The organism is Acinetobacter sp. ANC 3781, from assembly GCF_004331285.1.
Classification (GTDB): domain Bacteria; phylum Pseudomonadota; class Gammaproteobacteria; order Pseudomonadales; family Moraxellaceae; genus Acinetobacter.
The window spans coordinates 146,753-169,061 of the sequence record NZ_SJOH01000003.1 but is presented as its reverse complement, the minus strand read 5'-3'; the positions used below and the strand labels follow the sequence as shown (position 1 = coordinate 169,061).

Sequence of the window (22,309 nt, the reverse complement as noted above, 5' to 3'; positions counted from 1 at the left end):
ATGATGACTGAGTCGAATAATCCTGCATTTACGAAGCCTGAATTGCCAATGCACATTCAACAAATTCGTGAATATTTACCTCACCGCTATCCATTTTTATTGGTCGATCGAATTGTAGATGTGACTGATAATGGTATCGTTGGTTATAAAAATGTTTCAATTAACGAAGAGTTTTTACAAGGACACTTCCCGGGCTACCCAATTATGCCAGGTGTACTGATTGTTGAAGCATTAGCTCAAGTCTCTGGTATACTTGGTTTTATTATGAATAATGAAAAACCAGGCCCAGGTTCATTGTTTCTTTTTGCGGGCGCAGAAAAAGTCCGTTTTAAAAAGCAAGTCGTTGCTGGTGATCAACTGGTATTAAAATCAGAATTGGTTATGCACAGACGTGGCATTTACAAATATAATTGTATAGCCACAGTCGATGGCGTGGTAGCAACAACCGCGGAAATTATGGTTTCGCATCAGAAAATAGAGCAGGCATGAGTAATAACGATTTAATTCACCCAACCGCCATTATTGACTCATCTGCAGTTATTGCTTCAGATGTAAAAATTGGTCCTTATTGTATTATTGGGCCACAGGTCACCATTGGTGAGGGCACTACGCTACATTCACATGTAGTTATAGGTGGCTACACTCGCATTGGGAAAAACAACGAAATATTCCAGTTTGCGAGTGTGGGTGAAGTTTGTCAGGATTTAAAATATGCTGGCGAAGAAACTTGGCTTGAAATTGGTGATTTTAACCTGATTCGTGAACATTGCAGTTTGCATCGCGGTACGACTCAAGATCAGGGTATTACTAAAATTGGCAGTCATAATTTATTGATGGTCAATACCCATATTGCACATGACTGTGTGGTGGGTGATCATAATATTTTTGCCAATAATGTGGGTGTTGCTGGACATGTGCATGTCGGCGATTATGTAGTAGTTGGGGGGAACTCGGGTATCCATCAATTCTGCAAAATCGATTCTTTTAGTATGATTGGCGGTGCTTCGTTAATTTTGAAAGATGTGCCTGCTTATGTGATGGTTTCAGGCAATCCAGCGCATGCCTTTGCAATGAATGTAGAAGGGATGCGTCGTAAAGGTTGGTCTAAGAATGTGATCCAAGGATTGCGTCAAGGATTTAAATTGATTTACAAGGAAGGTTTAACCACCGAACAGGCGATTCAACAGATTCGTGCGGAAATCCTTCCTGAAGTTCCTGAAGTTCAGTTGCTGATTGATTCTTTAGAACAATCCAAACGTGGTATTGTTCGTTAATTGAATATGCTTCTACAAAAAAAGACACCCTAAAAGGTGTCTTTTTTTGTATTTTTATTTTTTGAAATAACCCGCTTCTTCGGACTTCGGATAATCTTTGATTAACTTGGTTTTAAGTTGATTGGCCAATATTGTATTACGGTCTACATCTTTAGCAATATTATGCAGTTGATACAAGGCAAGTGAAGCCTTGGCCGAATTTGGATATTGATTGATCACAATGTTGTAATTCTTTTTTGCCTCAGCGTAATTAGTCGGTTCAATGGCCAAATTGAATTCTGCCAACCAGAAATAAGCATTACTAATATAAATGCTGTGGGGATTATTTTTAATAAAGTTTTTCATCGGTGCAATGGCTTTTTTCGCACCACCTTGTTTATAGGCATCTAAAGCAACGGTATAAGCAGCTTTGTCCAGATCAGCCGGAGATGTGGTTTGAGTTTTTGTTACAGACGTTTGAGTCGTGACCGCTGCTGGCTGAGTAGAGGCTGTCTTTGCTGCGACTACTGGTGCTGTTGTTGGGGTATTCTCGGTGCTGGGAGACGTACCCTGTTGGTTATCCTCCTCTGAAGCAGTACTCTCGGGATCTATTTTTTGCTGTAACAGTTCAAGTCGCTGATCCAGATCAGTATAGCGATTGGTGAGTTCATGTTTCAGTTTTTCTATTTCATTGTCCTGTTCTTCAATTTTACCGCGTAAGGCACGAATATCATTTTCTAGTTGCTGATTTTTTTGCATGATTTGCCAGTTCAGATTGGTCGGCACATTGGCAGTCGTAGCACCAGAATTAATTGCGACGCTGTTAGCGCTCGGCTCAACAGGGTTTTGACTTAAACCGCGAGATTCAATTGGAACGTTTGCATAAATTGAAGCTGAACCAAATAAGGCGAGGGCACATAAAACATGCTGTTTGAGCATCATAAAAATATCCATTTCGTATTCTTAGGTATATTCAAAATTTGCAATATTTAGAATGTACCTATTTAAAAGATCTGACCACATTAAAAACGTCCATGCTGTGAAATGCAATATGCATTTACAAACTTGTCGTAGGTTTAAAGTAATTGTTAGCCTTGCTAAAAATATATAAAAATGCTGTTTTTAATCAAGATTGTTTTTTTAATAATCAAATAATATCAATGTTGAACGAAAAAGTCATTACAAGGCTTGCAAGTTAAATAAAAATCTCTATACTCTGTTCTTGCAATGGTAGCCCCGCTGGTGGCTTCGCAATTGTACTCTGTGAACCCCGCCAGGACCGGAAGGTAGCAACGGTAACAGAACTATGATGTGCCGAAGTTTTGCTAGTGGGGTTGCCACCATATTGATAATAAAAAAATGATGCAACCATATTTTTGCTTACCCTTATCTATCATTCCTTATTTTAAAATTACATGTAGTATTTTCTATGTGATGATCATACTTATTTCTATTTTGCTTACGCTATTGTTCATTTCATTTTAATCCCCTAGTCTTAAGATTTTCATTTGATTATTTGGCACTATAATTTTTTTTATCCTATTTTTAAATCATTTGTTTATGGTGTTATAGGATATTTTATAAATGATCAATGCTTAATGATTGTGGCTCAGAGACGATTGTAATTAGATTTAACGAAAATTGAAGTGATTGATGAATCCATGTTGAATGGATTTAGTTCACATCAATCTTTATTCAAAAGGGCGGAGCAGTCCTGAAATCAGAGGTAATGAGCATTTAGAAAAACTCGATGAGCTCCCTATTTATTTTCTGACAGGTTATTCAGATCACGACCGGGATTGATCAAGATTTCGAATTCTGCGAATGGATAGTTTTAATCTTCGCTTTTACGGCTAATTGCTTTCATAATTGTATCCATTTCAAAACCTCGATACATTAAAAAGCGTATTTGTTTTGCTTTAAGTTTTGGTTCTTTTTCTACTTTTGCACCATATTTTTTTATTTTCAATTGGTAAGCCTGTTCAGTCCAATCGGTTTCCTTTAATTCTTCCTGAATTAAACTCGTGTCAATTTTTTTTGATTTTAACGCCAGCTTAATGCGGTTTGGACCTTTGCCTTTACGTTTTTGACTCGATAACATGATTTCTGCCACGCGTTGGTCACTTTGATAATTTTCTTTTGCCAGCTCATCAACCAGCTTTAAAACTTCTTCACGATCCATGGCATACAGTGCCAGCTTTTCAATCAGGTCGGCTTTTGAGTATTCTCTGCGTGTCAGTACTGCAAAGGCATAAGAGCGTAAACGAGAGCCTGTCAGGCCTTTTGGCTTGGGCTGCGGGTCATCTTCAAAATGTAATGCCTCTGATTCTATGGGAGCGGAGAATGCTTCTGATGTCGATTCTGACGATGAATCATCAAATTGGTGCTTGATAGCTTCATAGTCCAGCATTTTGGGGAATTTGGAATTGCTCATATTGTGTATCTATCACATCAAATAAAAAACGCCCCGTAGGGCGTTTTACAGTTTAACTCGAAAAATTCGACTTTAACATCATGCTATTTAAGCATCGAGTAAGTCTGGTTCTTCTTCATCCTTTTCTTCAATTGGCTTGGTGATCGGTGTTAACAGCTTTTCGCGAATCAGGCGATCAAGTTCCTGTGCAATTTGAGGATTTTCCTCTAAATGACGGATAACATTGTTTTTACCCTGACCAATTTTATTGCCTTGGTATGAATACCACGCACCCGCTTTTTGTACCAGTTCTTGCGCAACAGCAAGATCAACCAGTTCACCCAGCTGATTGACACCTTTACCGTACAAAATCTGGAATAACGCTTCTTTGAACGGAGGTGCCATTTTATTCTTCACGACTTTAACACGTGTTTCAGAACCGACAATCTCGTCACCTTCTTTTACTTGACCAATACGACGGATATCCAGACGTACAGAAGCGTAGAATTTAAGTGCGTTACCACCCGTAGTAGTTTCAGGGCTACCGAACATTACACCAATCTTCATACGAATCTGGTTAATGAAGATCACCATACAGTTAGAGCGTTTTGCATTACCGGTAATTTTACGTAATGCCTGACTCATCAAACGTGCTTGTAAGCCCATGTGGGAGTCGCCCATTTCGCCTTCAATTTCTGCACGTGGAGTCAAGGCAGCCACGGAATCGACAACAATCATGTCAACCGCACCAGAGCGAACCAGCATGTCTGCAATCTCAAGTGCCTGTTCACCATTGTCCGGCTGAGAAACCAGCAGGTTGTCAAGGTCTACACCCAGCTTACGTGCATACTGAGGGTCAAGCGCATGCTCAGCATCGATGAAGGCACAGGTACCACCCGCTTTTTGACATTGTGCAATTGCTTGCAAGGTCATTGTGGTTTTACCCGAAGATTCAGGACCGTAGATTTCTACGATACGACCTTTCGGCAAGCCACCAATACCGAGCGCGATGTCCAGGGTTAAAGAACCTGTAGATACCGCTTCAACTGCCAGTACAGTATTATCGCCAAGGCGCATCACTGTATTTTTACCAAATTGTTTTTCAATTTGGCTTAGGGCAGCATTCAGCGCCTTACTTTTATTATCATCCATCTCACAACCTCAAAACGATGTCACAAAAATATTAACTTAAGTGGATGAGTTACTTTAAAACGTGTTCCACCCAAGTATAGTGACAGATTCATTCTTTATGTTCTATATCAATTCGGTCAAGTACGACAGAATATGACGCTTAAATGAGGTCTGTTAACCTTTCATAAATGGCTTGCGCTGTAGGCTAAAATTGAGCAGATGAGGCATGAAACAAAGAGAATAGCGAGACTATTTTCAAGTTTTATAACGACATCTGAGATAATTTTAGCCACAGCCCTACGGGACAAGCATGGTTTTTGCTGCTATATCGTTGCGAAGCAGTCATTTAGAATGACTAAATTTCCTGCTCTACGCCTCATATCAGCTAAAAAATATGCATCGTCGCAGACATAGACGAAGTGCTAACAGCCCCTAATCGCTGTATGACCAGTCTTGGTCAAACTGTTGACCATTATCTTGTTTAAATTTACTGATTTGTCGGCGATCTTTTTTACTTGGCCGATGTTCAGGTCGGGCTAGATTATGCAACTTTCTTTGTGTTGTAAGCAACTCTCGTCGTGCAACACTAACTTCTGTTTCATCATACAGTTGCTGGGCAATCGGGGCTGCACCACGGTTTGCTGACAATGCTTTGATCACAATAGTTTTCCGATCAAAACCTTGCTGAATAGTCAGTTCCATTCCAACGCGAACTTCTTTAGACACTTTAACGCGCTCACCATTGTGATGAACCTTACCACCCTCAATAGCGGCTTTTGATATCGAGCGGGTTTTAAAAAAACGTGCCGCCCATAGCCATTTATCAACACGCATACTTTCAACAGTGTTTTGTTGAGAAGGATTAGGCATATTTTTTCAGATCCTCAGCTTGTTCTAACAGAACGATTAAGTCGGTTAAGTCTTGTAAAATACGATAAGGACTTTCAGTCCGTATCTTTCCTTTAGATGAGGGCTGTGCAATGGTAATTAAATTGCCAATACCAAATTTTTTTGCACTATTAAGTACTTTTTCTGTGTCATCAATAAAATAGGCTTGATTGATTTGGAAGGGGTGAAGTGCTTGTAGTTTTTGCCAGAACTCAATTGACTCTTTGGCGTAACCGATACTTTCACTGCTGATGATCACATCAAAATAATCAGCCAGTTGGGTGTGTTCCAATTTAAACTTTAAGCCTTCGCAATCTGCGTTGGTAGCAATCCAGCAAGGATAGCCATTGGTTTTTAGATAATCGAGTAATTCTAGACAGCCTGAACGCAGCGCAACTTTATGTTTAAATTCATGTTGCAGTGTTAGGGTATCGACCCCCACTTTTGCACTCCAGAACCGGGTTGAATACCAATTTAGGGTATGATTGTGTTCTTGATAAAAATGAAATAAAGATTCAGTGCTTTGTTCGAGCGTGCAGCCATGTGTGACCGCATGGCGAATGGGAAGTTGATGATTCCAGATGAAATCATCATAGGCAAGGTCAAGAAGTGTGCCATCCATATCAAAAATAATAATTGGTCTTTCCATTCAATAATCTCCAATGTTTTTCAAAGTTCAACAAGGCACATAGAAAAACCATACAATCACTGAAAATATTCATTTTTCACACTTATCAATGCTTTTTAAATATTTTCAAAGTTCAACAAATATGTTTACGTTTCAAGAAAAATTATGTACAAATCTGTGTACATATTTTTGTCTTGTACATGAATGTGAAAATTATAGCGCATTGGATGATACGTAGCATGTCTTTAAGTGATTCATGGTTGAAATCAAATAACGGTAAAGTACGCGATAAAGTTGAAGTGGTGACTGATCGTGACGCCTTGTCTGTTCGCATATCACCAAAGGGGAAAATGGTATTCCAGTACCGGTATCGTTTTAACGGAAAAGCCAAACGCATAGATGTTGGCACGTATCCGTTAATGAGTTTAAAAGATGCCAGAATATTAGTGCAGAAATACAAAATCGAATTAGACCAGGGAAAGGACCCACTTCAGTTAAAGCTTAAGCGTGAAGATGACTATGCAAAGCAGCCGACGGTAAAGGAAATTTGTGACATCTGGTTTAACACGATTGGTATCAATAAGGTGGCATGCAAGGATGATTACCGAGCGTTTGAAATCCATGTTTACCCACGTGTCGGAAAACGCATTTGTGATGATATATCTCTACAAGAATGGTCGGAGTTGTTATTTGCAATCGTGACCAATGCAAGAACAGTGGCAGTAAAAATTCTAGGTAACTTGAAATTGATTATGCGGTGGGGGTGTATCCACGGCAAACTAAATAATCAACCGATACAGCATCTGAAAGCTGCCGATCTAAATGTTAAGAAAGTGAAGCGCTCACGTTATCTATCAGAACAAGAAGTATTCTGGGTGGTTCATGCATCACTTAGAAATAACGCGATGTCGCCAAAAAACAAGGCCATAATTATCATGCTTCTATTTTTTGGATGCCGTGTTTCAGAATTGCGATTAGCCAAAAAATCAGACTTCGACTTTCAGGAAAATATTTGGTACATCCCACCGGAAAATCACAAGATGGGGGATAGAACACACAAGCCGATTATTCGCCCCATCATTCCTCAAATTGTGCCATTTTTAAAGTATGTATTTTCATTATCGCCAGACAGTTGTGAATATGCTTTCCCTAATTTAAAAGGAAAGAAATACACCAGGCTAGAGAAGGGATTTCAGACCACAATTCCAATGTATGTCGGGAATAGTATTAAAAAAATATTTGATGTTGAGATTGAACAGTGGTCAACCCACGATTTGCGCAGAACAATGAGAACACATATTTCAGAACTTGCACCACCGCATATTTGTGAAATTATGCTTGGGCATGGTTTACCGGCGGTATGGGGAACATATGACTTGCATGAGTATTTGAGTGATCAGGCGCAAGCTTATGAAAAGTGGTTTTATAAGCTTTGCGCCATACTGGATAATTATGAGCGATTTGACATTAAAGGCTGTATATCAAGCGACTCAAGCAATCCGTTTCTTTCCTCCCATAATGCTACAGCTTTGATACCGTAGCGACTGCTTGATTTGCCATGTGCTTTGATTAGTGGCTCAGGGAAATCTTTTCTACTACGCCAGTTAATCAAAGTACCCTTGGATATACTGTATCGCTCCAAGAGTTCAGGAGTCGAAATATATAATCCCATCACAATCCCTCCAATTTCTTATCTGTCTCAAGACAACTTTCAACATCTGCGATGGCTCCGCGAAGCCTTTCTGTTTCTGGATTTATCCAGCGCAAAATAGACTGACGTTGCAATTCCTTCTTAGCCAAATCAAGCCCACCATAAGACTCAACCAACTCACGACTTTCAACAAGGCGTTTTAGGTCGTCCATTTTTACCAATTCATTCAACTGAACTTTGATATGAGATACACACGTATTTTCATTAATAAACATTCTCCCATCATTGGTGACATGGGTATGATTCGGATAATCTCGAACTAAATTTCTTGTATATTGGAGACCATGCTCTTTCATGAACTTATTCGCTTTCATGACACCTCCTTCAAACTCTGCAAGATAGTAAAAGGCAACTTCACGTCAACGCCTTTCACTTCATTCCGTTCCACATAATCGTTAAAAACTTCATACGCCAATTCAACTTCTTCACTGTTCAACTCAATCCCAGTACCGCCAATTTTACGAGCTGCTAAAGATTCAATGAGGTCTTTGGCTTGTTCTAGTTTTTCAGTCATTGGCTGGCACTCCACGAACGATTTTCACAGTGGTTGATCTACCATCTTCACAATTAAGAGTGATGTTTAAATCATTCTTGCCATCATCTTCCCAGGTGAAAGTTTTAATTTCAGCACCTGTTGGCTCTATGCCTAACACCTCCAATCCAGCCTTAAATTCAGACATATGATTTGCCATTTCATTTAAGCAAGCATGGATTCGATCTGAAGGAATCTTTAAGAAATCACCAATGGATTCAATTTTATAAACATTAGTCATTGGTTGGCTCCTGTGCTTCGATCGCTTCTTCTTCGGTATCAAAAAACTTAACTTCTGTACCATGACGTTTTCCAAAGGCTAGCAATGCAAAGCAAGGTTTATTGTTGATTTCAATAACCTCAAGACATTCAACCTTAACAATCGTATTAATGTCATTGTCACTGGTAATGGCATCTTTTATTCCATCAATACAGGTCCACTCATCCCAATTTTTTAACTTGAAGTAGTGGTTTGTATTGGATTCAGTTTTTTCTACAAACCCTTCCGGCACCGCTTGGGCTTTGGCTGCTTGCTCGATAGCATTTGCGAAGTCATAAACATAAGCGTTCAAATCCATATTTCCGCTTGCTTGTTCTTTTAATTTGAAGCCATTCGCCAAAGCTAATTCTTTAATTTTTTGAATTTCCATCACGCCACCTTCAATTTATGTGTTTTATCTTTAAGTTTTGCCATCAGGATGCACGTCTCATTTGTGTCTGGCGTGGCAAGCTTTGAAAAAGATTGATTCAATCGAGCAAGTTCAGCTCTGGTGATCAGCATCAGATTATCTAACCGACAGTCCTGCTTGTTCATATTCTTAAAAACAAGGACATGGTTGTCAGGGACTGGTCCATGTTGTTGCTCCCAGATCCACCTGTGCTTCAACTCAAAAACATTCGGCTCAGCCGTTTTAATCTCGACATAACCATCAACAGTGATTCGCTCATAACCAACCGGCCTGTGGTTGAAAGGAGTATTGCCTTTCTTAAACGATGTTGAGTTGGCACTGGTAAGTCCTTTTACTCCAGCATTCCAAGTTTTATGACCAGGTGAAAAACAACCGTTTCGGCCAGTCTTTAACCCCATGCGTAAACACTTTGCTTTTATGCTGTCCACTGAAAGGCTGTAGCCAAATTTCTCATTAAATTTGCAAGTTAGCTCAGCACGTGGCGTTTCCTCATGCTGACGTAAAAACATCAGCATTTCTTCGGTGTATTTGATCGGTTTACCTTTCGACATATCACACCTCCAGATTCATATCACCAACTGCAATCTGTGGTGCTTCCTGATTCGAGTTAAGGCCTTTGTATTGAGCCACCAGTTTCACAGCTTCCAATTGAGTTTTGTGTGCATCCACAATCTGCTCACTCACTTGTGAAATGACTTGGGCGCGCTTAACTTCAGAATCCAGGCTATCCTTATCAGCCTTTGCCAAGCGATCCAGTTGATCAAACAGGTGCTTGTTCAAATCTTTTAATGTGCTCATGCTGCATCTCCAAAAGGGTTATATTTCTTAAATTCTTCAAACAATTGAGTTGCTGGCTTGTTCAATCGACCATTCGCCATAATCATCACGTTACGCGGGAAATTTCTGCCAAATGCCTCGCAATAGAACAAAACGCCTGACGCATTTGTCACGCCCTTATAGCCAATACTGACAAGCCAGATAATGAAGGCTTCGCTCATGAGAGGGTGAACGCGAGTTAATTTTTTCATGCCGCAACCTCCTTTGGATTCAACTCAAAAATGATCTGGTCAATTTTTTGATTAAACTTAATCACTGATTGCTCAATCCCTGCGATATCCAAATCTTTTGCAAACACCCGAATAATCACCAACTGCAAATATTCAGGCAGGCGAGGGTCATAACTCACAAAGTCACACCACTTACGACGAGTACAGGCCAATTGCCAAGTAATTTGAGGAATATATTCACCCGGTACTTCTTTGGTTAAAACAGTGTTTAAATGAGTCTGTGAATTAGGACACTTCACTTCTAGCTGTCCATCTTGATCAACCAGACCATCAGGACTTGCACCACTCATTTTGATAGCAGGATGGTCAACCAATCCGGTGCCAACCACGAAATTACCTGTCTCATTTTCATAGGCAGTAATTGCATGGACTTCCTGATCAATGCCCCACTGCATTGCCGAGTTAGTAAAGGATTCCTCCTGAACGCCAGTAAGGCGCTCAGTCAGAATAGTTAAGGTTAAAGCGTTATATGCTTTGCCAGTTTTAGGCTTGGCACCAATATCTTTGACACGACTTGCTGTAACCTTTCCGCATCGATCGGCATGCCAATCTTCACTACGCTGGAGAGTGGTCATAAACTTCCCCTTGGCGTGTTAATGCTTGGTCTGCAAGTTCTGCGATTGCTTTTAAATCTTCAGCATGATTAGTCCAGAACATCTTTTTGCAATCACCTTTCGGCAAAGCAATGTAAGCAGCCTGTAGTCGTGCAGATCCATATTGAGCTTCAGTATTCAAATGACTTAAATGCTCATCTTCAAATACTTGATATGCTTCATTTGATTGCGCTACCTTAGGTGTCACATCAATTTCAGCACCATCCTGAAGCTCATCAACTGTATACACACCAAGTAATACATCAGGGGTGTGAAGTCGCGCCCACTTCTTAATAGCTAAATAAGCAAGCTGTTGCTTAGGGTCATTTACCCAGTTTGGTGAATTTCGAGTAGTACCCACTTGAGCAAAAGATATATCAAGGATACGTGGTTGAGATTCACCTTTAATTGTTGCCCAAACTCGCACACCATGCTGACCAGACTTGGAGGTTTTGCCATCAACCTTGTCCCAATTTTCGCCATACCATTCATAATCAGGGCGACCAATGATAGGGGCGCGAGAGATGATTACAGCATTCACAAGTTGCGCTTCATAACCTAAGTTGCCATTCACTAGGTGGGTCTTTTGAGCCACTGCAAAAGGATTCATTCCCCACTGCATTGCTTGCATTGTCACCGCCAAGCAGTCACCAGAATTACCCTGTAAATGCTTAGGCACAGTGATTACTGCTTTGCACATGAAGTCAGCGAAAGCGACCATGTTCTGCATTGCCATTGGATCCAAGATCAATGCAGATGATTGTGAGCTAACAGGTAAAGCAGGGGTTTGGGTGTTAAGTTCTAATGGTGCATTCATATTCTTCTCCAAAGCAGCCGTTAAGCTGCCATCTCCATTTCAAATTTTTCTATACAAATCCACTCAAGCTGTTGATTCAATTTTTCAACTTGCTGAGCTGTCAGCTGTAATTTTTGACCATCAGTCAGATTCACATCATGGCGAAGTACTGAAATAGGCGTGTTCTGATCAATTTCCAATTTGGTGTAATCCACTTCAACATCGTTCTGCGGATCATTGGTCTTATTCACACAAGTCGAATCAGTCAATTCATCAGCCTGAGCTTCACAATCAATCTCGACACAACCGTATTGCAAAGTGAATCGAACCATGTCGGCATCCACTTCGATACTGTCATCCTTGATCCAAAAGATAGGGAAGCAAGGCGCGAACAATTCAGGTTTAGCGTGCATGTTCATTATTAATACTCCCCACTAAACTCGGTGATTTCTGTTGAACCATCAATTTCAATGTTTTCGCCAAATTTTTCACAAGCTTTTTCAACTGCTTGATCGTCATTTTCTGCCTGAACAGTTACAAACTCATAAGCCACAACTTTTACGACATAAGTTCTCATCGAGCACCCCCAACAATCGCAGCATTAATTTTTTCAATTTCAGAACGGTCGATGTACGCATTAATCGTTTCGTCATGACGAACTACATTAAGGATGTCCAGGAATTCCACCGAAGCATCATCAAGCTTGTATTCAACAAATATTTCATACTCGTCGGCTTGAACTTTTGCGGTGCAGTATTCTTCGCAGAACTTATCAACCATCACATATGAATCACTGGTGATAATGACTTGTGGTTGTTCTTTCGGCTGTTCAGATTGAAAGGCGAATGCGGTGGCAATAACGGCTGTTAAACCGATTGCAAATGCAGTCTTGAATAGATTTGGTTTTATGTTCATAATAATCTCACTCACAGTAAGGTGTGGGTCATGCCTCAAGTTGTTCTAGCAACGTTGGGGCTTTTTATTGTCTACGAGCTAAATATCGCATTTCCGATATTTATAGTCAATAGGTAATCCGATAAAAATATAGAAAAACCGATATTATTTTTTTAATTGCATTTTTAAAGACAAAAGAAAACCCGCCGAAGCGGGTTGATCTGATAGCTTTAGTTCTAAATTGATTCTATTTCTTCAAAATAGTTGTTTACCGCCTGAACCCATTTAGGTATTGATTCAAAATTTTCCAATTTTGGAACATCACCAAACATAATCACTATATTTTGTGGCACCGGGTATTTAATGTTTCTCTTTTTAGCCACAGCCGCCACATACTCATCAAAGGATTCAAAATCAACAATCTTTGGATGGTATTTATTTTTTATTAGTTTCTTATAAGTAAAAATATAAATGGCGAGTGAAATGAGTACAGCTAAAAAAGACTCACCTGAACCATTTGATCCAATAAATGTTAAAAGTGACATAAATATAAAAACGGCAATATACTGCCAACGTGCTTTTTTTATATCACTCAATTTTAGATTCTTACTTAAAGCATAATGAATCAGCGGTATGCATGAAATAATAAAAACATTTGTAATAAAGCGAACAGAATCCATAAAACCCCCTTATTGGTTTAAATTTTGCGACTCTTTTTCTTTGCGCGATATACGTAGCGTATGCAATCCACAACCTCGCCAACAAAACGACAATTTTCATCTAACGGGATAATATTGGGTTTAAATTCAGGATTTAGGGCTTGCAGGTATTTAGAGCCATCAGTCTCAATGACTAATTTTTTGAAGGTAGCATCATCAAATCTTCTAACAACAACAATGTCGCCAGAATTCATATCACCAAATTGCAAGGTCGGATCTACAAGAATGTAGTCTCCCTCCTGGAAGTCTGGAAAATTACTTAAGCCTTGCACTTTTAAATAAAAGCACTTTTCGCAGTCACCATCTGGAAGGGGGAGCCATTCTTCAATTTGTGACATATCAACCGCTTCAACATTGGTCATTGTTCCTGCTTGTACCCACGAAAGAACGGGAGCCATGCGCACCGTTACAGGCACCACATTTGTTAAAGACTCTCCATCAAACACACCTTTCTTTAATTCTTCAGCAGTCACACCAAGCGCATTCGCCAACTCTAAAATCGAACCTGTGGATTTTGCATTGCCAGTTTCCAAGTCGGAAATAACTGACTGTTTGACACCAGATTTTTGGGCCAATTCCTTTTGAGTTACCTTTTTTGCTTTGCGTATTTTTTTTAAGTTTTCGCCCAGAGTGCTCATAAATCTAACTCAACTAACATTATCGGAATTCTGATACATATTTCAATCGGTTTGGCTATTGTATAAATATCGGAAAACCTATATATTTATAAAAATTATAGGAGGTTCCTCATGAATCAATGGCAAAAAAAGATCACTGATTTGAAAGAACAGGGATTAACCCAGACCCAGATTGCTAACGAAATTAACTGCTCTCAAAACTATGTGAGCAACTTAGAAAATGGACTATGTGGTAAGCGCCTCGGATACGAGATGGGCAAAAATCTTGAAAAATTATGGGCAAAACATTGCTCACCACACAAAGTTGCATAGGTGAATTTATGAGTCTTGAAAAGAAATCTACACATGTTCGTTTATCTCCCGAAATCCATGAGCGAGCTAAAACACTCGCTTTAATCAAAGGTAAAGACCTTGCCCAGTACCTAGCATTCCTTATCGAAAAAGAAATCGTTGGTGAGTGGCATGTTCTTAATTTACAAGCAAAATCTTTTGAGCGCTTGGGATTAGGAGCTTTAGTAAGGGATTTGAGTACTGAGATCAGCTTTGCAGAGGGATCGGAAGGGATTCACAGGGATTTAGGCAAAGAAAAAGCCTGATCGAGGGGATCAGGCTTTTGTATTCACTTCGACTGGAGAGAAGAAAATGAACATGAAATCAAATTTAGCACAAAGGCAGGAGATTGACAACGATATACCGTTGCATCCATCGACTGCTAAAAAATTAGAGCGGCAAGCTATGTCGAAGAAAGATGAGGGGTACTCACCTTTACCTAATTTCATCTGTGATGAGGGGTATTTAGCCGCACTAAGCGGTGATGCAATTAAATGCATCGTTCTCTTGAATAGACACATTAAAGGATTTCACCTTGAGCAAAAAGCCATGGGTGAAGTTTTAGTAATGAAGATCACTGGAATTAAGGATAAAAGAACTGTACGCAAATGCATGGCTGACTTGGCTAAATTTCAACTAATCAGCATCACCAAATCAATGGGCAAAAGTAGTGCCTACACATTAACTCTAGATGATCGAATCTCTATTGAAGCAGTAACATCAAATGTCACTACATCTCATGTAGTTACATCAAATGTAGTTACATCTCATGTCACCACACCAGTGACATCAAATGCTACTACACCAGTAGCATCAAATGTACCCACCACTAGTGACATCAAATGTCACTCTGTAAAAGAAATAGATTTAAAAGAAAATATTAAAGAAAACTTTAAAGAGGAAATCACACAAGAAAATTCAGTCGATGCAGTTTTAAATCTCTGGACACCTGATCTCCATTCTTTGAATTCTTGGTTGCAAAGATCAGGCGAAATGCCAATGACTCAAGAACTGGTCAACCAAGTCTTACTTGAGATCAATGCTCACTACGAACCACGTTTGAAATCAGGTCAACTTACTGACAGCCAGATGTATGCAAACTTTGTGAAGTGGATGAAACGCAAGTTTACTCAAAAACCAAAATCTACTTCTGAAAAACAAGACAACCGCAACGTCAACGACGCATGGAACAACATTCCTGAATTCCAAGGAGAGATTGCATCCGTTGAGATACCGGAGGATTTTGTATGAATACCATGGCTTTGCTTACAGACGGTTTTCAGAAGGTTCAAGTATTCTGCGCTGAACACAACATGGCAAAAGTTCAAGCAGGTCCAAATCAGATTTGCCCGCAATGCGCCATAGACCTGGTGGAAGCTCAAAACAAAAACCGTCAGAAAGAAATTGATCAGATGGTACGTGAGAAGCATTTTGCAGGTGCCATGCTTCCAGAACGTCACGCTGAATCAGGTTTTAAAAATTACATCGTTCAGCATGCAGGACAGAAAAACTCACTTAACCAATCAATCTCATACGCTAAAAACATCCTGATTGGCGCTAAAAACAACTTTGTCATGGTGGGTAAGACTGGCGTAGGGAAAACCCATTTAAGTTGCGCTACAGCTCGCACGTTGCTCAACAAGGGTATGTATGTTCGCTATATCACAAGCGAAGAGATGGCCCAAAAAATCATGCGTGCTTGGGATAAGGACACCAAAGACGCAAGTGAAAGATCAGTGATTTATGAATTCACTCAATACGATTTATTGATTCTGGATGAGTACGGATTGCATGACCGGGATAAGCGTTTAGAGCTTGTTCACAAAGTTTTATACGCACGTTATGACGCAATGAAGCCAACCATGCTGATTTCAAATTTCACATTGGCTGAACTTCAAAAAGATTTAGGAGACCGTCTTTGGTCTCGATTCCAGCAAGGTGGATTGACGGTAGTTGAATGCAACTGGGCGGATCAGCGTTTAGGGCGAGTAGGGGGTGGGGTGTGAATTTTAACTTACTTCCTCATGAATTAATTATTGATAACTTTGCTGGTGGTGGGGGAACTTCTACTGGTCTAGAGCAGGCATTTGGGCGACCAGTGGACATTGCAATAAATCATGATCCAAAAGCATTGGCAATGCATCGTATCAATCACCCAGATACTAAGCACTATTGTGAAAGTGTTTGGGATATAGATCCAATTGAAGTCACTGGAAATCAACCAGTAGGCCTTGTTTGGTTATCACCAGATTGCAAACACTTTTCTAAAGCGAAGGGAAGCAAGCCAGTTGAAAAGAAAATTCGTGGCTTAGCTTGGGTTGCATTACGTTGGGCTGCAAAGGTTCGCCCTCGAGTAATCATGCTGGAGAATGTCGAAGAATTTAAAACATGGGGTGATTTAGGTGCTGATGGTAAACCTTGTCCAAAACAGAAAGGACGTACCTTTAATTCATTTGTGAATGCACTTAAACGTCAGGGTTATTCAGTTGATTATCGTGAATTACGTGCTTGTGATTATGGATCACCAACAATTCGTAAACGATTCTTTTTAATTGCTCGTCGTGATGGCTTATCGATCAAATGGCCTGAACCTACACATGCCCATCCTGATTCCAACCAGGTGCAAAAAGGACTTTTGAAACCTTGGCGCACAGCAGCAGAATGTATCGATTGGTCACTTGATTGCCCAAGTATCTTTACACGTAAACGGCCATTGGCCACAGCTACACTTGAACGTATTGCAGGTGGCTTAAAGAAATTCGTTTTTAATAATCAAAAGCCATTTGTTGTGAATGGTATCGCACCAGTATTAACAGAATGTGCCAATGCATCTAATAAACGTTCAATGCCAATTGATGAGCCATTAAGAACCATCTGCGCTCAAACAAAAGGTGGTCACCATGCGCTAATTTCTGCTTTTTTAGCCAAGAACTACACAGGTGTGATTGGTAGTGGCTTGAGAGAACCAGTACATACAATTACAGCCAAAGATCACAATTCACTTGTAGTTAGCCATTTATCAAAAATGAAAAACGGCTGTATTGGTCAGGATCTTGACGAACCAATACATACACTCACAACGGTTAATCAATTTGCAGAAGTACGTGCTTTTTTAACAGCATTTTACGGCAATGAAAAAGACGGTAATTCAGTAGATGAGCCATTACGCACAATTCCAACACGTGATCGTTTTGGATTGGTCACGATTGGACAGCAGGATTATGAAATTGCAGATATTGGTTTTCGTATGTTGCAACCGGTTGAGCTGTTTAAAGCGCAAGGCTTCCCAGATTCATACATTTTTACTCATGGTACCAACGAGCATGGTCAGCAAATTTCATTAACAAAAACTGAGCAAACACGAATGGTTGGGAACTCAGTGCCGCCTGACCTTTCTAAAGCTTTGGTAGAAGCGAATTTCAAACACGAAGAGAAATATCGAGGTGCCGCATGAACCTATCAAAACAAGAATTTCTAAACGTGGGTGAATCAGCCAAATACATTCAGGACAAACGCAAATTGCGTGCTGAACTTGAAACCGAAATGGCTAAGTTTTTGGCGAATGGTGGGGAAATTAAACAAGCAGAAATCCAAGTCCATAAAACAAACCATGGCACCAGTGACACTTATAGAAAATTGGGTTGCCGCTGCGACAAATGTATGCAGTGGGCTTTAAAAGCGGGAGTGGTTAAAACAACTCAATTGAAAGGGGTGAACGCATGAAAAAAACAAAGCAAAAATTATCTGCAACTTGGGAAATTCTATCCACAGCTGAATACGTGGAAGAACTGGATCGTGATGTGAATGATGATGACCTGGTGAAGATTTACCAGGGTTCATTTGTTCCGTTGTTTTTGGCTCATCGTGTAGACCGTAAGCAAATCTGGAATGTTGTGATTAAAACGACTGCCAAGGCTGATGACGGAACTATCCATGAGCATGAAATGGAATGGTCATTTAACAAGTTGATGAGCATCAAAGAGGTGATTAGTGGCGCAAAGCATATCAAGGTTGAGCGTGACGGCTTGAAGTTACGCTGGACCGGCGTATCTGACCAATGGATCAAGGCAGTGGATGAGGACTTAAAAGGACTTACAGCAGTGAGTGCATGGGCTACTGCAACGTGTGTCGGAATGGTTGAGCAAGTGAATCCGGCTGCAACTTTATTAAATCGCATTCAAAGGATGGTGGTGGCATGAACTTAATCGAAAAATTAGGGTTAGTGGTTGGTGATCAAGTGCAATACACAGGCTCTGTTGATACGACAATCTACACAGTAAAAGAGGTTCATCAAGATTTTGTTGTGGCAAGCGGTGGTGCATTTGATTTTTTAACCATGTTTAACGATGAGATTCGGAAAGTTAAAAGTTTGGAAGCTAACCATTGCAGCGATATCCGTAATCACATTAGCCCGAATACAAAGGTGAGTGAGAGATGAGTGAGCCTAAGCGCATTTTAAGAGAGCAGTTTATTGAACACTTCCTTTTTGACTACACCGACAAGGATGAATTTGAGATTCAAATGCTCTCAGAAATATTTGAGGGAATTTATTATCAAAAAGATAAACACTTCAAACCTGAAAGTAAGTATTGGCAGGTCTTTCGTTGCTTGCAGGACCAACAGGCCAAAATTAATCAACACCAATTAGAGATCCATGCCCTCGGACAAGCAAATCTAAATCAGGCAATGATGCTGGCTAAAAAACAGGAAGAAATCGACAGCCTTAAAACCCAACTCAACAACATGGAGGCTTGTTATATCGGGGTGAAAAAAGAGCGGGATGAGTTGCAGGATAAATCTCAGTGTATTCGAAATCTAGTTGATCAAAGAAACCTTGCCGAAAATATGCTTCGCAAAATATCAATAGTGGCTCAAAAGAAGCTACCCACATTTGGTACAGCACTTCGTTTCAATGATGAGGTGAGAGAAATCCTGCGAGGTGAGCATGAGTAATCTTGAGGCTGTTTTTGTGGGCCTCATCTGTATGGCGATGGGGTTTTTCTTGGGTTGGTTGGTGGGGAAGTGAGTATGAATAATCATCTTAAAACACTAATTGGTTTTAAAAATGGAACAAAGAAAATTGCAAAGGATTCTTTTTACGACCTATGGGATGCATGTGATGAGCTTATCAGTGCTTTCAAGACAATCGGGAAAGTTGTTTTTGTACTGATTATTTGGTTATTCAGCCTTGTTCTGGTCTGCATATTACCCCTAGCAACGTGGTTGCGCTTGAAATGGGAGCGAGAGCATGAAGCCGCAGTGGAGAAAGCAGAACGTGAATATATGGAGCGCATGACTTGTTTGCATCAAAAGGATGGTGCCAATGACATCAATCTCACTCGCTGAATATCGCAAACAGTATGGCGGTGGTCGTAAGACTGCCACCAAGCGCAACAAATTTAACGCTGTGAAGATTGAAAAGGATGGAATGAAGTTTGATAGCCAAAAGGAATACAAACGCTATATCGAGCTTACAGCGCAAATGCAGAGAGGTGAAATTCAAGATTTACAGTGTCAGGTCAAATTTGAGTTGGCACCCAAAGTAAAAATTGCAGGTGAAAAGAGGGCTAAGCCTGCTTTGAGATATTACGCAGATTTCACATACCTGAAGGATGGGGTGCAGATTGTTGAGGATGTGAAGTCGGTAGCAACAAGAAAGTTAGCAAGTTATAGATCTAAAAAACACTTGATGAAATCAGTACACGACATAGACATTAGCGAAGTTTAAGGGGTTTGGGATGAATGCAGTAGCGGATAAGTTTGAACAATTTGAATGGTTGACTCGTGGCATCTCTGCTAAGACAGCCAATTATGAACCGAGTGTTCGTGGTACGGGGGAGAAGCCTTTGAATTATGAAGATCGTTTGGGTGCTATTGCTTCAATGGATACCCAGTTGGCCAAATCAGTGACAGCTTTGATTGTGTTTGATGGTAAGTCAGAAAGTGATTATGAGTATGTGCGCAATCACCTGGCTAAAATTATGTTGGCCAATGCGACTGAAGATAAGAAGCGTGAGCCTGAGCATATTGCTATGTATCATTTGGCATGGCAGATTGCACGCATGGTTATGGATTTTGCCTTGGATCCAGATTTGGAAGATAACTATACCGCCAAAGGTCGTTTATCTTATGCAGGCATTAGCGGTAATCAGATGGGTGTAGATACCTATCGTATGACATGGAAGGGTTATGAAAAACTGATGGTACTTGCTATTGAGTCTGCTATTGATGAGGCAGCCAAGGCTATTGAGTTGTATAAGAAAAATACTTACAAAGAAATGCGAGCATAGGTATTTCGTTTTAGCGAAGACTAAGGTATAGTTTTACTATACTGGCCGTATTACGGTTTGACCAAATATTAAAGCTCATCGAAAGGTGGGCTTTTTTGTTTCTGCAGAAACCATATAGTTTTAAAAGGTGGGTATTACTTGAGACTGGCGACCTCTTAACACGTTCAGTTGTGAGCCATTAAAAACAACACTACCAAGTCAGTTATCTGGAAATACCGTATAACTGATTTTTAATGCCCTGAGAAATGCCTGTGTAAGCAATATCAGGGCACCTATGGCGGCTTCCTTTAATCAAAGTGGTTTGAAATCGGGTGCCGCCACCCAAATTCAGGAGATCCACATGCTCCAATTCTTTCGAAAGTTATTCTGCCTTCATGCTTATGAGTTCGATTACGACCCAAAGCGTGGATATGTCCAAGAATGCCGTAAATGCGGTAAAGATGATTAAATAATTTCTCTATTGCCGGACGTATTACGGCACACAAAACCCCGCTCAATATGCATTATTGGCGGGGTTTTTCTTTTCTTATTTGAACTATCCGGAAATACCGGAAGGTTGGGATTTCCTATGGACAAAGTAGAAGCAAAACGGAATATCGAAAAATACGAAGCTGAAATCACCAAATGGCAAGCCCTGTCACGCGGATTAATGTCACGCGATGAAATGATGCTTGTTGATAAGAAGATTGCCCAATTCAAGGAGCGATCAAAGAATTTAAGAAATATGCTGCATGCGTGATGCCAAGCGATTAGCTGCGGTTCGATTATTGCCATGTGTGAAGTGTGGAAATCCTGAATCACAAGCGGCTCATAGTAATTGGTCAGAACATGGCAAAGGCAGGGGTATTAAAGCAGATGATGCTTATACCATTCCATTGTGTGTGAAATGCCACCAGTGGCTAGACCAATATCAATACATGAATCGTGATGAGTCGAAAGCATGGTTTATGCAGATGCTTGGGAAGACTGATCGGATGTTGAGTGTGGAAGATAGAGAGGTGTTTTGATTAAGTCAGAACACGCCAGGCTCGACCAATGCAAATTATGATCAATGAAATGCATAGATAAAGAAGAAACTCACCTGATGTGGAGTTGGCCTGATCTAGTCTGTAGTAATAGATAATGAATCCTAAAAATAAGATGCCAATGAGATAAAGCATTACGGTTTCTTGATTTTGTAATTTTGCATCATGATAAGTTTTAAGGAGAGGAAATGCAAAAAGCCGTGTTTCCTATTCAATCAAAAGCAGACATTGATAAGGCAGTCAACTTCATAGATTCCAATTACACTCAGGCGATTAATGAGGGCAAGCCGTTAAGAGTGGTGATTGATCAGAAGCAGGATGACCGGTCAGCAGCTCAGAATAGATTGTATTGGATGTGGTTAGGTCAAATCGAAAAGAAGAACGGTACACACAAAGATCAATTGCATTTTGAGTTTAAAAAGAAATTCTTAGTTTATATCTATCGTCGTGATGATCAGGAATTTGCTGAGACATGCAAAGCAATTGCTATGTTGAAGCAGAATGAATGTGAAGAATACAGAGTGATTGCAGAGCAAGTGATAAGACTTTGCAGTACGACCAAGTTAAGCGTCAAGCAGATGACTGAATATTTGAATTGCGTACATGATTTTACTGTTACACAGTTAGGTATTCATTTGACTGTGCCAGATGATTTGAAGTGGTGTTGGGTAGAGTAGATTTCATGTTATATATATTCTTCAGATAATTAGGA

The 22,309-nt window shown here is 40.1% G+C and carries 38 protein-coding genes and 1 other RNA gene; 19 read left to right on the top strand and 20 right to left on the bottom strand.

Translation table 11 applies throughout. The features are described from left to right. The first annotated feature begins 3 nt into the window (after window positions 1–3). Entirely contained in the window at window positions 4–489 is a 486-nt protein-coding gene (gene fabZ / locus E0H89_RS03800; protein ID WP_171459127.1) for a 3-hydroxyacyl-ACP dehydratase FabZ, read from the top strand. After that, window positions 486–1,274, top strand: a complete 789-nt coding sequence (gene lpxA, locus E0H89_RS03795) for an acyl-ACP--UDP-N-acetylglucosamine O-acyltransferase (protein ID WP_131214578.1) — start codon at window positions 486–488, stop codon at window positions 1,272–1,274. Before fabZ ends, lpxA begins: the two co-directional genes overlap by 4 nt. A gap of 54 nt (window positions 1,275–1,328) precedes the next feature. Here the strand turns inward: lpxA and E0H89_RS03790 are convergent, their stop codons facing one another. Continuing rightward, window positions 1,329–2,195, bottom strand: coding sequence for a YbgF trimerization domain-containing protein (locus tag E0H89_RS03790; protein ID WP_131214576.1), 867 nt, complete (start codon window positions 2,193–2,195; stop codon window positions 1,329–1,331). Between the two features lie 295 nt (window positions 2,196–2,490). On the opposite strand from E0H89_RS03790, the gene ffs reads away from it, so the two are divergent. Further along, an RNA gene (gene ffs, locus E0H89_RS03785) (signal recognition particle sRNA small type) lies at window positions 2,491–2,587 on the top strand. Window positions 2,588–3,087: 500 nt separating this feature from the next. On the opposite strand, the gene E0H89_RS03780 is transcribed toward ffs, so the two are convergent. The 4 genes from E0H89_RS03780 to E0H89_RS03765 form a co-directional block, all read right to left on the bottom strand. Beyond that, window positions 3,088–3,687 carry a regulatory protein RecX gene (locus E0H89_RS03780; protein WP_131214574.1) on the bottom strand — a complete coding sequence of 200 codons (600 nt, stop codon included), beginning with the start codon at window positions 3,685–3,687 and terminating at the stop codon, window positions 3,088–3,090. A gap of 87 nt (window positions 3,688–3,774) precedes the next feature. Continuing rightward, on the bottom strand, window positions 3,775–4,818 hold the full coding sequence (recA, locus tag E0H89_RS03775) for a recombinase RecA (protein ID WP_131214572.1): 1,044 nt from the start codon (window positions 4,816–4,818) through the stop codon (window positions 3,775–3,777). Window positions 4,819–5,229: 411 nt separating this feature from the next. Next, window positions 5,230–5,667: an RNA-binding S4 domain-containing protein gene (locus tag E0H89_RS03770; RefSeq protein WP_131214570.1), complete on the bottom strand. Its 438-nt coding sequence runs from the start codon at window positions 5,665–5,667 to the stop codon at window positions 5,230–5,232. Further along, complete coding sequence (locus E0H89_RS03765) at window positions 5,660–6,334, bottom strand: HAD-IA family hydrolase (RefSeq protein WP_131214568.1); 675 nt, start codon at window positions 6,332–6,334, stop codon at window positions 5,660–5,662. Before E0H89_RS03765 ends, E0H89_RS03770 begins: the two co-directional genes overlap by 8 nt. A gap of 218 nt (window positions 6,335–6,552) precedes the next feature. Between E0H89_RS03765 and E0H89_RS03760 the strand changes: the two genes are divergently transcribed. Continuing rightward, entirely contained in the window at window positions 6,553–7,854 is a 1,302-nt protein-coding gene (locus E0H89_RS03760; RefSeq protein ID WP_131214566.1) for a tyrosine-type recombinase/integrase, read from the top strand. On the opposite strand, the gene E0H89_RS16645 is transcribed toward E0H89_RS03760, so the two are convergent. The 15 genes from E0H89_RS16645 to E0H89_RS03690 all read right to left on the bottom strand — a co-directional run bounded on the left by E0H89_RS16645 (window position 7,764) and on the right by E0H89_RS03690 (window position 13,952). Then, the gene (locus E0H89_RS16645) at window positions 7,764–7,985 is read right to left on the bottom strand and encodes a hypothetical protein (protein WP_131214564.1); all 222 of its coding nucleotides are present in this window, start codon (window positions 7,983–7,985) and stop codon (window positions 7,764–7,766) included. The two genes, E0H89_RS03760 and E0H89_RS16645, sit on opposite strands and share 91 nt — an antisense overlap. Next, window positions 7,985–8,338, bottom strand: a complete 354-nt coding sequence (locus E0H89_RS03750) for a hypothetical protein (protein WP_131213674.1) — start codon at window positions 8,336–8,338, stop codon at window positions 7,985–7,987. Before E0H89_RS03750 ends, E0H89_RS16645 begins: the two co-directional genes overlap by 1 nt. Then, a complete protein-coding gene (locus E0H89_RS03745) occupies window positions 8,335–8,538 on the bottom strand; it encodes a hypothetical protein (RefSeq protein ID WP_131213672.1) in 204 nt (67 codons plus the stop codon). Before E0H89_RS03745 ends, E0H89_RS03750 begins: the two co-directional genes overlap by 4 nt. Then, window positions 8,531–8,797, bottom strand: a complete 267-nt coding sequence (locus E0H89_RS03740; RefSeq protein ID WP_131214561.1) for a hypothetical protein — start codon at window positions 8,795–8,797, stop codon at window positions 8,531–8,533. Before E0H89_RS03740 ends, E0H89_RS03745 begins: the two co-directional genes overlap by 8 nt. Continuing rightward, window positions 8,790–9,206: a hypothetical protein gene (locus E0H89_RS03735; protein WP_131214559.1), complete on the bottom strand. Its 417-nt coding sequence runs from the start codon at window positions 9,204–9,206 to the stop codon at window positions 8,790–8,792. The genes E0H89_RS03740 and E0H89_RS03735 overlap by 8 nt, the downstream gene beginning before the upstream one ends. Further along, on the bottom strand, window positions 9,206–9,796 hold the full coding sequence (locus E0H89_RS03730; RefSeq protein ID WP_131214557.1) for an HNH endonuclease signature motif containing protein: 591 nt from the start codon (window positions 9,794–9,796) through the stop codon (window positions 9,206–9,208). Before E0H89_RS03730 ends, E0H89_RS03735 begins: the two co-directional genes overlap by 1 nt. 1 nt (window position 9,797) lies before the next feature. Then, window positions 9,798–10,043 carry a hypothetical protein gene (locus E0H89_RS03725; protein WP_131214555.1) on the bottom strand — a complete coding sequence of 82 codons (246 nt, stop codon included), beginning with the start codon at window positions 10,041–10,043 and terminating at the stop codon, window positions 9,798–9,800. Beyond that, window positions 10,040–10,273, bottom strand: a complete 234-nt coding sequence (locus E0H89_RS03720) for a hypothetical protein (protein WP_131214553.1) — start codon at window positions 10,271–10,273, stop codon at window positions 10,040–10,042. The genes E0H89_RS03725 and E0H89_RS03720 overlap by 4 nt, the downstream gene beginning before the upstream one ends. Then, the gene (locus E0H89_RS03715; protein WP_131214551.1) at window positions 10,270–10,887 is read right to left on the bottom strand and encodes a lambda exonuclease family protein; all 618 of its coding nucleotides are present in this window, start codon (window positions 10,885–10,887) and stop codon (window positions 10,270–10,272) included. The genes E0H89_RS03720 and E0H89_RS03715 overlap by 4 nt, the downstream gene beginning before the upstream one ends. Next, window positions 10,868–11,722: a RecT family recombinase gene (locus E0H89_RS03710; RefSeq protein ID WP_205755853.1), complete on the bottom strand. Its 855-nt coding sequence runs from the start codon at window positions 11,720–11,722 to the stop codon at window positions 10,868–10,870. The genes E0H89_RS03715 and E0H89_RS03710 overlap by 20 nt, the downstream gene beginning before the upstream one ends. Window positions 11,723–11,742: 20 nt before the next feature. Beyond that, window positions 11,743–12,120, bottom strand: a complete 378-nt coding sequence (locus E0H89_RS03705) for a hypothetical protein (protein ID WP_131214549.1) — start codon at window positions 12,118–12,120, stop codon at window positions 11,743–11,745. A gap of 2 nt (window positions 12,121–12,122) precedes the next feature. Then, on the bottom strand, window positions 12,123–12,278 hold the full coding sequence (locus E0H89_RS16410) for a hypothetical protein (RefSeq protein WP_165494012.1): 156 nt from the start codon (window positions 12,276–12,278) through the stop codon (window positions 12,123–12,125). After that, window positions 12,275–12,616 (bottom strand): hypothetical protein, encoded by a 342-nt coding sequence (locus E0H89_RS03700; RefSeq protein WP_131214547.1) that lies wholly within the window; start codon window positions 12,614–12,616, stop codon window positions 12,275–12,277. The genes E0H89_RS16410 and E0H89_RS03700 overlap by 4 nt, the downstream gene beginning before the upstream one ends. Window positions 12,617–12,831: 215 nt before the next feature. Next, window positions 12,832–13,275, bottom strand: a complete 444-nt coding sequence (locus tag E0H89_RS03695) for a hypothetical protein (RefSeq protein ID WP_131214545.1) — start codon at window positions 13,273–13,275, stop codon at window positions 12,832–12,834. A gap of 17 nt (window positions 13,276–13,292) precedes the next feature. Further along, entirely contained in the window at window positions 13,293–13,952 is a 660-nt protein-coding gene (locus E0H89_RS03690; protein WP_131214543.1) for a LexA family protein, read from the bottom strand. 111 nt (window positions 13,953–14,063) lie between these two features. Here E0H89_RS03690 and E0H89_RS03685 point away from each other — a divergent pair, with 111 nt between their 5' ends. The 15 genes from E0H89_RS03685 to E0H89_RS03620 all read left to right on the top strand — a co-directional run bounded on the left by E0H89_RS03685 (window position 14,064) and on the right by E0H89_RS03620 (window position 22,274). Then, window positions 14,064–14,264 carry a helix-turn-helix domain-containing protein gene (locus tag E0H89_RS03685; RefSeq protein ID WP_131214541.1) on the top strand — a complete coding sequence of 67 codons (201 nt, stop codon included), beginning with the start codon at window positions 14,064–14,066 and terminating at the stop codon, window positions 14,262–14,264. Between the two features lie 8 nt (window positions 14,265–14,272). Then, window positions 14,273–14,548 (top strand): hypothetical protein, encoded by a 276-nt coding sequence (locus E0H89_RS03680; RefSeq protein WP_131214539.1) that lies wholly within the window; start codon window positions 14,273–14,275, stop codon window positions 14,546–14,548. A gap of 52 nt (window positions 14,549–14,600) precedes the next feature. Continuing rightward, window positions 14,601–15,533 (top strand): replication protein, encoded by a 933-nt coding sequence (locus E0H89_RS03675; RefSeq protein ID WP_250697833.1) that lies wholly within the window; start codon window positions 14,601–14,603, stop codon window positions 15,531–15,533. Then, entirely contained in the window at window positions 15,530–16,288 is a 759-nt protein-coding gene (locus E0H89_RS03670) for an ATP-binding protein (protein WP_131214537.1), read from the top strand. The genes E0H89_RS03675 and E0H89_RS03670 overlap by 4 nt, the downstream gene beginning before the upstream one ends. Beyond that, window positions 16,285–17,736: a DNA cytosine methyltransferase gene (locus E0H89_RS03665; RefSeq protein WP_250697827.1), complete on the top strand. Its 1,452-nt coding sequence runs from the start codon at window positions 16,285–16,287 to the stop codon at window positions 17,734–17,736. The genes E0H89_RS03670 and E0H89_RS03665 overlap by 4 nt, the downstream gene beginning before the upstream one ends. Further along, window positions 17,733–18,005 (top strand): hypothetical protein, encoded by a 273-nt coding sequence (locus E0H89_RS03660; RefSeq protein ID WP_131214534.1) that lies wholly within the window; start codon window positions 17,733–17,735, stop codon window positions 18,003–18,005. The genes E0H89_RS03665 and E0H89_RS03660 overlap by 4 nt, the downstream gene beginning before the upstream one ends. After that, window positions 18,002–18,481, top strand: coding sequence for a hypothetical protein (locus tag E0H89_RS03655; protein WP_131214532.1), 480 nt, complete (start codon window positions 18,002–18,004; stop codon window positions 18,479–18,481). The genes E0H89_RS03660 and E0H89_RS03655 overlap by 4 nt, the downstream gene beginning before the upstream one ends. Continuing rightward, window positions 18,478–18,720, top strand: coding sequence for a hypothetical protein (locus tag E0H89_RS03650; protein ID WP_131214530.1), 243 nt, complete (start codon window positions 18,478–18,480; stop codon window positions 18,718–18,720). The genes E0H89_RS03655 and E0H89_RS03650 overlap by 4 nt, the downstream gene beginning before the upstream one ends. Next, entirely contained in the window at window positions 18,717–19,235 is a 519-nt protein-coding gene (locus E0H89_RS03645) for a hypothetical protein (protein WP_131214528.1), read from the top strand. Before E0H89_RS03650 ends, E0H89_RS03645 begins: the two co-directional genes overlap by 4 nt. Window positions 19,236–19,310: 75 nt before the next feature. Next, on the top strand, window positions 19,311–19,628 hold the full coding sequence (locus tag E0H89_RS03640; protein WP_131214526.1) for a hypothetical protein: 318 nt from the start codon (window positions 19,311–19,313) through the stop codon (window positions 19,626–19,628). Next, a complete protein-coding gene (locus E0H89_RS03635; RefSeq protein WP_131214524.1) occupies window positions 19,606–20,010 on the top strand; it encodes a DUF1064 domain-containing protein in 405 nt (134 codons plus the stop codon). The genes E0H89_RS03640 and E0H89_RS03635 overlap by 23 nt, the downstream gene beginning before the upstream one ends. A 10-nt stretch (window positions 20,011–20,020) precedes the next feature. Next, a complete protein-coding gene (locus E0H89_RS03630) occupies window positions 20,021–20,572 on the top strand; it encodes a hypothetical protein (RefSeq protein ID WP_131214522.1) in 552 nt (183 codons plus the stop codon). A gap of 568 nt (window positions 20,573–21,140) precedes the next feature. Next, the gene (locus E0H89_RS16405; protein ID WP_165494011.1) at window positions 21,141–21,311 is read left to right on the top strand and encodes a hypothetical protein; all 171 of its coding nucleotides are present in this window, start codon (window positions 21,141–21,143) and stop codon (window positions 21,309–21,311) included. Further along, the gene (locus tag E0H89_RS03625) at window positions 21,304–21,579 is read left to right on the top strand and encodes a DUF968 domain-containing protein (protein WP_131214520.1); all 276 of its coding nucleotides are present in this window, start codon (window positions 21,304–21,306) and stop codon (window positions 21,577–21,579) included. Before E0H89_RS16405 ends, E0H89_RS03625 begins: the two co-directional genes overlap by 8 nt. A gap of 206 nt (window positions 21,580–21,785) precedes the next feature. Then, window positions 21,786–22,274 (top strand): recombination protein NinB, encoded by a 489-nt coding sequence (locus tag E0H89_RS03620; protein ID WP_131214518.1) that lies wholly within the window; start codon window positions 21,786–21,788, stop codon window positions 22,272–22,274. The last annotated feature ends 35 nt before the right edge of the window (window positions 22,275–22,309 follow it).